This is a genomic window from Mycobacterium sp. 1245801.1 (assembly GCF_001673055.1).
Classification (GTDB): Bacteria; Actinomycetota; Actinomycetes; order Mycobacteriales; family Mycobacteriaceae; genus Mycobacterium; species Mycobacterium europaeum_A.
Genome location: NZ_LZKY01000370.1, coordinates 1 through 9579 on the forward strand (window position 1 = coordinate 1; position 9579 = coordinate 9579).

Annotated in this window: 8 protein-coding genes; 3 read left to right on the forward strand and 5 right to left on the reverse strand. The window is 68.4% G+C overall.

Annotated elements, in window-relative coordinates; all coding sequences use genetic code 11:
* Window positions 1-51: 51 nt before the first annotated feature.
* From A5622_RS23455 to A5622_RS23465, 3 genes are read right to left on the reverse strand one after another with little or no spacing between them, the layout of a single operon-like run.
* Window positions 52-1842 (reverse strand): alpha/beta-hydrolase family protein, encoded by a 1791-nt coding sequence (locus tag A5622_RS23455; RefSeq protein WP_066881526.1) that lies wholly within the window; start codon window positions 1840-1842, stop codon window positions 52-54.
* A 9-nt stretch (window positions 1843-1851) separates the two neighbouring features.
* Window positions 1852-2634: an enoyl-CoA hydratase gene (locus A5622_RS23460; protein WP_066881528.1), complete on the reverse strand. Its 783-nt coding sequence runs from the start codon at window positions 2632-2634 to the stop codon at window positions 1852-1854.
* A gap of 13 nt (window positions 2635-2647) precedes the next feature.
* Complete coding sequence (locus A5622_RS23465; protein ID WP_066881531.1) at window positions 2648-3685, reverse strand: enoyl-CoA hydratase/isomerase family protein; 1038 nt, start codon at window positions 3683-3685, stop codon at window positions 2648-2650.
* 227 nt (window positions 3686-3912) lie between these two features.
* Between A5622_RS23465 and A5622_RS23470 the strand changes: the two genes are divergently transcribed.
* Window positions 3913-4764, forward strand: a complete 852-nt coding sequence (locus A5622_RS23470; RefSeq protein ID WP_066860603.1) for a Bax inhibitor-1/YccA family protein — start codon at window positions 3913-3915, stop codon at window positions 4762-4764.
* A gap of 212 nt (window positions 4765-4976) precedes the next feature.
* On the opposite strand, the gene A5622_RS23475 is transcribed toward A5622_RS23470, so the two are convergent.
* Complete coding sequence (locus A5622_RS23475; RefSeq protein ID WP_066881533.1) at window positions 4977-6194, reverse strand: acetyl-CoA C-acetyltransferase; 1218 nt, start codon at window positions 6192-6194, stop codon at window positions 4977-4979.
* A 91-nt stretch (window positions 6195-6285) separates the two neighbouring features.
* Window positions 6286-7248, reverse strand: coding sequence for an SGNH/GDSL hydrolase family protein (locus tag A5622_RS23480; protein WP_156749322.1), 963 nt, complete (start codon window positions 7246-7248; stop codon window positions 6286-6288).
* A gap of 242 nt (window positions 7249-7490) precedes the next feature.
* On the opposite strand from A5622_RS23480, the gene A5622_RS23485 reads away from it, so the two are divergent.
* Together A5622_RS23485 and A5622_RS23490 are read left to right on the forward strand one after the other, a co-directional pair.
* Window positions 7491-8558 (forward strand): alpha/beta hydrolase fold domain-containing protein, encoded by a 1068-nt coding sequence (locus A5622_RS23485; protein ID WP_066860612.1) that lies wholly within the window; start codon window positions 7491-7493, stop codon window positions 8556-8558.
* Window positions 8559-8609: 51 nt separating this feature from the next.
* A partial coding sequence (locus A5622_RS23490) for a cystathionine beta-synthase (RefSeq protein WP_066881541.1) occupies window positions 8610-9579 on the forward strand: 970 nt, incomplete at its 3' end.

Below are 9579 nucleotides of genomic sequence, written 5' to 3' on the forward strand. Positions count from 1 at the left end.
GTCCGCGAACACCGGCTCGCCCGCCCGCCGCTGGCTCTGGGTCGTCTGGCCCTAGGCCGTCTCGTCCGAGTGCAGCAGCGGGCGCAGTTTCGCGGTTTTGTCCGGGGTCCAGCCGGGCGGTGACAGCACGGCGGCCCAGCCGTCGGCGACGTCGGCGACGTAGCGGTGGCCATGGCCGTCGGGGACATCCACCGCCACGGCCATATCGGCCGACACCTGGAGGAAGGTCACGACCGGAATCCAGCGCGTCTGCGGCAGCACGTCATAGCCGCGCGGTTCGTTCAGCCAGTCGGGCTTGCTGAACAACAGGTCGGGCGTCCACCAGGCGATGGGATCCGACGCGTGCTGCAGATACACCACCCGCGGGTGGTCCCACGGCGCGTCGGGACGCGTCAAATTCTTTGCGCGAGCGACGAATCGGACATACCTGCCGTCCTGGTAGATCGGCAACCACTCCGGCGACCCGCCGTCACGGGTCGACGTCAGATCGGTCCAGATGGTGTTCTTGAAGGTCGGCCCGCTGAACAACGCCCCGTCGGTGCGCGCCAGCACGTTGTTCAGGCTCAAGAACGGCGCCTCGCCGCCGAACGATCCCAGGCTCTCGCCGAACACCACGAGCTTGGGTCGCTGGGCTTCGGGCAGCTGGCGGATCAGCTTGTCGACGGCCTCGAACAGGGCCTGCCCGGCGTGCCGGGCGTTCTCCTTGTCCACTAGGAACGACAGCCAGCTCGGCAGGAACGAGTACTGCATGCTCACGATCGCGGTGTTGCCGTTGTACATGTATTCCAGCGCCGAGGCTTCCGCCTCGTTGATCCAGCCGGTGCCGGTGGTGGTGCCCACCGCGACGACGGCGCGCCGCAGTCCGCCGGTGCGCGCCAACTCCTGTGCCGCGAGCTCGGCGGCGGCCGTGATGCCCTTCGACGAGTCCAATCCGGCGTAGGCGCGGATGGGCTCGATGGCCGGTGCTCCGTTGAAGGAGGCGAGTTGCTCGACCGTCGGGCCGCCCTCGACGAAGACGCGGCCCTCGCGGCCCAACGACTCCCAGGACACCAGGGACTGCGGGCCACCGGATCGCAGCGGGGTTTTCGGGGGAGCGGTGTCGGGATTCATCTCCTCGTTGGCCGAGGCGAAGGTGTGGTTCATGGTCCGCATGGCGAACTTGAGCACCACGCCGTTGAGCAGGGTGATGGTCAGGACCACCAGCGTGACGACCACGATGGTGGCCGAGAGCCGAAACGGTGCGAACCGGTCAACCTGGTCGACCAAAACCCTGACCAGCCAGCGGGTGAATTGGCCCAGCTCGACCACCGTGAACAGCACCACCACCGACAGCACCCCGGCCAGCGGGTAGTCGTACCACTGAAGATGCGCCACGCCCATCAGGTCGCGCACGTCGTCCTGCCACACGTGGAACCAGATCGCCATGAGGACCTGGCCCACCACGCCGATCGGGATCAGCACCTTCCACGCCCAGCCTGGCGGCGCCGGGCTGTGATCCTTTTCGCGCATGAAGCGCACCAGCCAGACCGCGAACACGCCCAGGCCATAGCCGATGGCGCCGGAGAGCCCGCTGACCAGCCCCTGGAACAGCGGGCCGCGCGGCAGCAGCGACGGTGTGAGCGAAAGCCAAATGAAGACCAAACCCACCGCGGTGCCGGTGAACGTGTAATGCCTTACCCACCAAGGCTTTTCGGTCCACGGTAGGGTGGGCGCGGCGCGACCGAATCGCGGTGCGGCCACCGGTGCCGGCGCGGCGTCCGGCTCGGCTCCCGCGGACTCCTCGACGGCGTCGGCCGGGAGGTGAGCTGCCTCGGTGTTGGTCGCGGAAACCCGTTCGCTCATGTACGCGTCCTAGCGGTGGGTGAAGTTCGGTGGGCGCTTCTCGACGAAGGCCGCCATCCCTTCGGACTGGTCCTGCGTCGCGAACGTCGAGTGAAAGAGTCTGCGCTCGTAGAGAAGTCCTTCGGCCAGGGTCGACTCGAACGCGCGGTTGACGGCCTCCTTGGCCATCCTGGCAGCCGACCGCGACATCTGGGAGATGGTGGTCGCGACGGCCTTGGCCTCGGTCAGCAGGTCGTCGGCCGGCACCACCCGCGACACCAGACCGCTGCGTTCGGCTTCTTCGGCGCCGATGGTGCGGCCGGTCAGGATCAGGTCCATGGCCTTGGCCTTGCCGATGGCGCGGGTCAGCCGCTGGGAGCCGCCCATGCCCGGCAGCACACCGAGTTTGATCTCGGGCTGGCCGAATTTCGCTGTGTCGGCGGCGATCAGCACGTCGCACATCATGGCGAGCTCGCAGCCACCGCCCAGCGCGTGGCCGGCGACCGCGGCGATGGTGGGGGTGCGGACGGCGGCGAGCTTGCTCCACGGGGCGAAGAAGTCGGCGCCGAAGGCGTCGGCGAAGGACAGCTCGGCCATCTCCTTGATGTCGGCGCCGGCGGCGAACGCCTTGGCCGAGCCGGTGATGATGATCGCCCCGATACCGGGGTCGGCGTCGAAGTCCGCTGCCGCGCTGGTGACCTCGTTCATCACCTGGGTGTTGAGCGCGTTGAGGGCCTTCGGCCGGTTCAGGGTGATGATGCCGACGCGGTCGTCGCGTTCGACGAGGATGGTCTCGTAATCTGCCTCTGTCATCCAAACCGCCTTTCTAGAAACTCAAGTCGTCGTCGACCGGGGTGAAATACGCCTCGACGTCGGCCGCGGTGACCGCGGACAGCTCCGCCGGGGACCACTTCGGGTTGCGATCTTTGTCGATCAGCTGTGCGCGGATGCCCTCCACCAGATCGTGTGAGCGCAGCGACGCCGACGACACCCGATAGTCCTGCACCAGAACGTCTTTGAGCGTTTCGAGGCCGGCCGCGCGCCGCACCGCCTGCAGGGTCACCGACAGCGCTACCGGGGAGCGGGTGGCGATCAGGTCGGCGGCGTCCTCGGCCGGGGCGGCGCCGTGCCCGCGAAGCGCGGCGACGATGTCCGCAACGGTATCGCCGGAGAAGCAATCGTCGATCCAATCACGTTGCGCGGCAAGCTCGCTGGCCGGCGGTTCGACGGTGTACTTGTCGAGTGCGCGCTCGACGCCGTCGGTGATCACCGCGCGGCGGAACGCCTCGACGTCGCCGTGCGGGACGTAGTGGTCGGCGAAGCCCATCGCGATGGCGTCGGCTCCGGAGAACGGCGCCCCGGTCAGCGCGGCGTGCAGGCCCAGACCGCCGGGCGCCCGCGACAGCAGGTAGACCCCGCCGACGTCGGGGATGAAGCCGATGCCGACCTCAGGCATGGCGATCTTGGAGGTGTCGGTGACCACCCGGGTGTTCGCGTGCGCGCTGACGCCCACGCCGCCACCCATCACGATGCCGTCCATCAACGCCACGTAGGGCTTGGCGAACTCGGCGATCTGGGCATTGAGCAGATACTCGTCGCGCCAGAAGCGACGCGCCTCGACCCCGTCCTTGCGCGCGCTGTGATAGATGGACACCACGTCGCCGCCGGCGCACAGCCCGCGTTCACCGGCGCCTGAGAGCACCACCGCGCGCACCGCGTCGTCGTCGGCCCAGTCGGTGAGGACGGCGGTCAGCGCGTCCACCATCTGCTGGTTCAGCGAGTTGATCGACTTGGGGCGGTTGAGAGTGATCAAGCCGACGCTTCCCTCGACTTCGGTCAGAACCTCATCGGATCCGTCGGTCACGCTTTCGCCTCCCTCAAGCCGGTCCAGCCTCGAGGAAGAAATCTAGATCGTCACGACCGGCGCAGTACCCGCGGGTAAGGGTTATCTTTAACGCGACGACAACGGCGGAGGCTATATAGAGCCGGAAATACACCGGAAAACGCCCAGGTCCGCTGGGAACCAGGGCGCAACGCCGATCGTTGAGATTGTGTTCGCACAGCTCGAAGCCAATTAGAGAGGATCCGACGGTGCGGGAGACAAGCAACCCGGTATTTCGTTCGCTGCCTAAGCAGAGGGGCGGATACGCACAATTCGGCACGGCCGCGCCCCCGATGCAGGGGTATGGGGCCGACCCCTACGCGGCTCCCTACGCGGCCCCGTACCAGGAGGCCAAAGCCTCGCGTCCGCTGACCATCGACGACGTCGTCACCAAGACCGGCATCACGCTGGCCGTGCTGGCGATCTCCGCCGTGGTCTCCTACTTCCTGGTCGCCCGCGACGTGGCGCTGGCCATGCCGCTGGCGCTGATCGGCGGATTGGGCGGCCTGGTCCTGGTGCTGGTCGCCACCTTCGGCCGCAAGCAGGACAACCCGGGCATCGTGCTGAGCTACGCCGTGCTCGAGGGCCTGGTGCTGGGCGCGATCTCGTTCGTCTTCGCCAACTTCTCGGTGTCCAACGCCAACGCCGGGGCGCTGATCGGTGAGGCGGTCCTGGGCACGTTCGGGGTGTTCTTCGGCATGCTCGTCGTCTATAAGACCGGCGCGATCCGGGTGACGCCCAAGTTCACCCGCATGCTGGTTGCCGCGATGTTCGGCGTGCTGGCCCTGATGCTCGGCAACTTCGTGTTGGCGATGTTCCACGTCAACGGCGGCACCGGCCTGGGCCTGCGCAGCGGCGGCACGGTGGCCATCATCTTCTCGCTGGTGTGCATCGCGATCGCGGCGTTCAGCTTCCTGATCGACTTCGATGCGGCCGACCAGATGGTCCGCGCCGGCGCGCCGGACAAGGCGGCATGGGGTATCGCCCTGGGCCTGACCGTGACGCTGGTGTGGCTGTACATCGAGATCCTGCGTCTGCTGAGTTATCTGCAGAACGACTAGCTCTCGTCAACGAAAAGACCGGCACGCCCCCTTGGCGTGCCGGTCTTTTCGTGTTGGAGCGCTTTCGCGTGCAGTGCCGCCGTTGAGTGTGCAGCGGCGGCGTTGAGTGTGAAGCGGCGGCGGGGTTACTCGGCGTGTCGTCGCCGAGGTTTCACACTCACCGCCCAGGTTTCACACTCACCGCGCCGGGCGCCCAGTTGACGAGCAGCGGCCTAGCTCAGCCGCTCGATCACCATCGCCATGCCCTGGCCGCCGCCGACGCACATGGTCTCCAGGCCGAACGTCTTGTCGTGCGTCTGCAGGTTGTTGAGCAGCGTGGTGGTGATGCGTGCGCCGGTCATGCCGAACGGGTGGCCCAGCGCGATCGCCCCACCGGACACGTTCAGCTTGTCCTCGTCGATGCCCAGCTCACGCGCCGAACCCAGCACCTGGACGGCGAACGCCTCGTTGATCTCGAACAGGTCGATGTCGCTGACCGACATGTTGGCGCGCGCCAGCGCCTTCTTGGTCGCCTCGATCGGGCCCAGGCCCATGATTTCCGGGGACAGGCCGCTGACCCCGGTGGACACGATGCGCGCGAGCGGCGTCAGGCCGAGTTCCTTGGCCTTGGTGTCGCTGGTGATCACCACCGCGGCGGCGCCGTCGTTGAGCGGGCACGCGTTGCCGGCGGTGACCGTGCCGTTGGGCCGGAACACCGGCTTGAGCTGGCTGATCTTCTCGTACGTGGTGCCGGGGCGCGGGCCGTCGTCGGTGCTCACCGTGGTGCCGTCGGGCAGGGACACCGGGGTGATCTCCCGCTCGAAGAACCCGCTCTTGATCGCTTCCTCGGCGCGGTTCTGGCTGCGCACACCCCAGTGGTCCTGGTCTTCGCGGCTGATGCCGGTCAGCAGGGCGACGTTTTCGGCCGTCTGCCCCATCGCGATGTACACGTCGGGCACGTTGCCGTCGGCGCGGGGGTCGTGCCACTCGTCGGCGCCCTCGGCCGCGGCGGCCGACCGCTCCTGGGCCTCGCCGAACAGCGAGTTCTTGGTGTCCGGCCAGGAGTCGGCGCTGCCCTTGGCGAAGCGGGAGACGGTCTCCACACCGGCGGAGATGAACGCGTCGCCCTCACCGGCCTTGATCGCGTGGAAGGCCATCCGGGAGGTCTGCAGCGACGACGAGCAGTACCGGTTGACGGTGGTGCCCGGCAGGAAGTCGTAGCCGAGTTCGACGGCGATGACCCGCGCCAGGTTGTATCCGGATTCGCCGGCGGGCTGGCCGCAGCCCAGGATCAGGTCATCGATCTGGTGGGGGTTCAGTGCGGGCACCTTGTCGAGTGCGGCGCGCACGATCTGGACGGTCAGGTCGTCGGGGCGCATGTTGACCAGCGACCCCTTCATCGCGCGGCCGATCGGCGAGCGAGCGGTTGAGACAATGACGGCTTCAGGCATGGTTGTTCCCTTCAGATCCTGCAGATCCCACAGATGGGGCTGGCTCGCTTGGCACCGGGTGGTGGGTCCGCTCCGACCGGCGACAACAAATCTAGTCGCTGCCGACCTCGGGGCACGAAGACGGGGCAGGTCCGGGCGCCGGACGCCGCCACAGCCGCGACATGACACTGCTGCGGGTGTGCCGCTGACCGAGCACCGGCGCCGCCGCGGGCACCGGCGGGCTCAGCGGTGGACGCTCGACCTTCTCGCCCAGCGCGTCGCAGAGGGCGAGCAGCAGCGCGTCGGCCGCCAGCGCATAGGCGGGTGCCGAGGGGTGATAGCCGTCGGCGGAGAACATGGCCTCGGGTGTCGCGCGGAATTGCGGGGCCATCAGCTGCGCCAACGGCACCGGCACGCCGCCGGCCGACCGGACCGCCGCGGTCTGGGCGCGGGCCAGCTGCAGGCAGCGCTCGTGCGCCAGCGACCGCAGCGGCTGCGGAATGGCGCTGATGAATCCGAGGTCCGGGCAGGTGCCGACGATCACCACGGCGCCGCGGGCGCGCAGCTTGCGGACGGTCAGTGCCAGCCGCTGCGCCGACTGGCTGATGCCGTTGAGCGCGGTCACGTCGTTGGCGCCGACCATGATCACCGCGATGTCCGGCGGCGGGCCGGCCACGAACATGGCGTCGACCTGCCCGCACACGCCCTTGGAGGTGGCCCCGACAATCGCCTTGGTGCTCAACCGGATTCGTTTGCCGGTCTGCTCGGCCAGGCCCCGGGCGATCCGCACCCCGGGCACTTCGTCGGCGCTCATGCAGCCGTATCCCGCGGCGGTCGAGTCACCGAAGATCATCAGGTGCGAGTCGACCGCCATGCCGCGGTGCCACCGCTGGACCGGCCCGCCGCCGCGCTCGTACACGCCGTCCGCGCGGGGCGGGATGTCCCAGGACTTCGGAATGATCGTGCGCGCATGAGTGGCCTGGCCGACCAACAGACTGCGTGCCCCCAGGTAGGCGGTTCCTGTTGAGGCCAGCGCGCCCGCTGTGGCCAGGGCGATCGCCGAACGGCGTGGCACCCGCATGGTCACGCAATCGATTTTAGAGCGGCTTCGACGTTCGCGCGGGCGGCTGGAAAACGAACTGATCACGGTGCGAAGCAAAACCGGTATCAAATCAGCAATGTCCTACGTTGCACTAAGCAACCGCTGTCAAGCTGAAGACAAGGGATGGCTGAGCGCCTTGGCAAACGGCTGAACCAGACGCTCGGTCGCCTCGTCACATGCTGTATCGCACTACAACGGCGTAGGAAGTGTTGAGCATGACCGCACCTAGCAAGGAATCGGGGTCGTCGGCAAATACCGCTCGGCCACATGACGTCCTCAAGGCCCGCCGAGCGCAGGCGCGCAAGTTCGCGATCAGCGACGGCGCGCCGGTCGAGGTCCTGGAGTCCGGGCCCAGCGTGGCCGCGCGACTTGCCAACCTCACCTCACGGCTGACCATCCGGCCGATCCTGTCCGTCGGCAGTCACGTCCCCAACCTGCCATGGCCCTGGGGTCTCATCGACCTCACGGCCCGGGTGCTGATCCCCGCGTCGGCCACCGTCCGCGAGACCATCAAGCTGCCCCACGCCTCGGCGCAGCTGGTCCGCGCGCCCGGGGTGCTGCCCGCCGACGGCAGCCGCCGCGTGATCGTCTACCTGCACGGCGGCGCGTTTCTGACCTGTGGTGCCAACTCCCACGGCCGGCTCGTCGAAGCCCTGTCGAAGTTCGCCGACTCGCCCATCCTGGTGGTCAATTACCGTCTGCTGCCGAAGAATTCGGTGGGGATGGCGCTGGACGACTGCCACGACGCCTACCGCTGGCTGCGGCGGCGCGGATACCAGCCCGACCAGATCGTGCTGGCCGGTGACTCCGCCGGCGGCTACCTCGCGCTCACGCTGGCCCAGCGCCTGCAGGAGGAGGGCGAGGATCCCGCGGCGCTGGTGGCGATCTCGCCCCTGCTGCAGCTGGCCAAGGAACCCAAGCAGGCCCACCCCAACATCGAGACCGATGCCATGTTCACGGCCGGGGCGTTCGATGCGCTCGCCGAGCTGGTGGCGACGGCGGCCGGGAAGAACATCGTCGACGGCAAGCCCGAAGAGGTCTACGAGCCGCTCGACCACATCAAGCCGGGCCTGCCGCGCACGCTGATTCACGTGTCGGGCTCCGAGGTGCTGCTGCACGACGCGCGGCTGGCGGCGAGCCGGCTCGCCGCGGTGGGCGTGCCGGCCGAGGTGCGGGTGTGGCCCGGACAGGTCCACGACTTCCAACTGGCCGCGCCGATGGTGCCCGAGGCCGTGCGCTCGCTGCGCCAGATCGGCGACTACATTCGCGAGGCCACGGAGTAGACGCCGCACAGCGGTTGTGCGCCGTGCGAATCCGCCTGAGACGATGAATGCATGCGGATCGCTCAGCACATCAGTGACCTCATCGGCGGCACACCGCTGGTGCGGCTGAACTCCGTCGTCCCTGACGGCGCCGGCATCGTGGCGGCCAAGGTCGAATACCTCAATCCCGGTGGCAGCTCGAAGGACCGAATCGCGGTCAAGATGATCGACGCCGCCGAAGCCAGCGGACAGCTGCGACCGGGCGGCACCATCGTCGAACCCACCTCGGGCAACACCGGCGTCGGGCTGGCCCTCGTCGCCCAGCACCGCGGCTACAAGTGCGTGTTCGTCTGCCCCGACAAGGTCAGCGAGGACAAGCGCAACGTCCTGATGGCCTACGGCGCCGAGGTCGTCGTGTGCCCCACCGCCGTACCGCCCGACCACCCGGACAGCTACTACAGCGTCTCCGACCGGCTGGTCACCGAGATCGACGGCGCGTGGAAGCCCGACCAGTACGCCAACCCGGAAGGCCCGGCCAGCCACTACGCAACCACCGGCCCGGAGATCTGGGCCGACACCGACGGCAAGGTCACCCACTTCGTCGCCGGCATCGGCACCGGCGGGACGATCACCGGCGCCGGCCGCTACCTCAAAGAGGTGTCCGGCGGCGCGGTGCGCATCATCGGCGCCGACCCCGAAGGGTCGGTGTATTCCGGCGGCACCGGCCGGCCCTACCTGGTGGAGGGCGTCGGTGAGGACTTCTGGCCGCAGGCGTACGACCGGACGGTGCCCGACGAGATCATCGCGGTGTCCGACTCCGACTCGTTCGACATGACCCGGCGGCTGGCCCGCGAGGAAGCGATGCTGGTCGGCGGGTCGTGCGGCATGGCGGTGGTCGCCGCGCTCAAGGTCGCCGAGCAGGCCGGGCCCGACTCGATCGTGGTGGTGTTGCTGCCCGACGGCGGGCGGGGCTACATGTCCAAGATCTTCAACGACGCGTGGATGTCGTCGTACGGCTTCCTGCGCAGCCGCCTGGACGGGT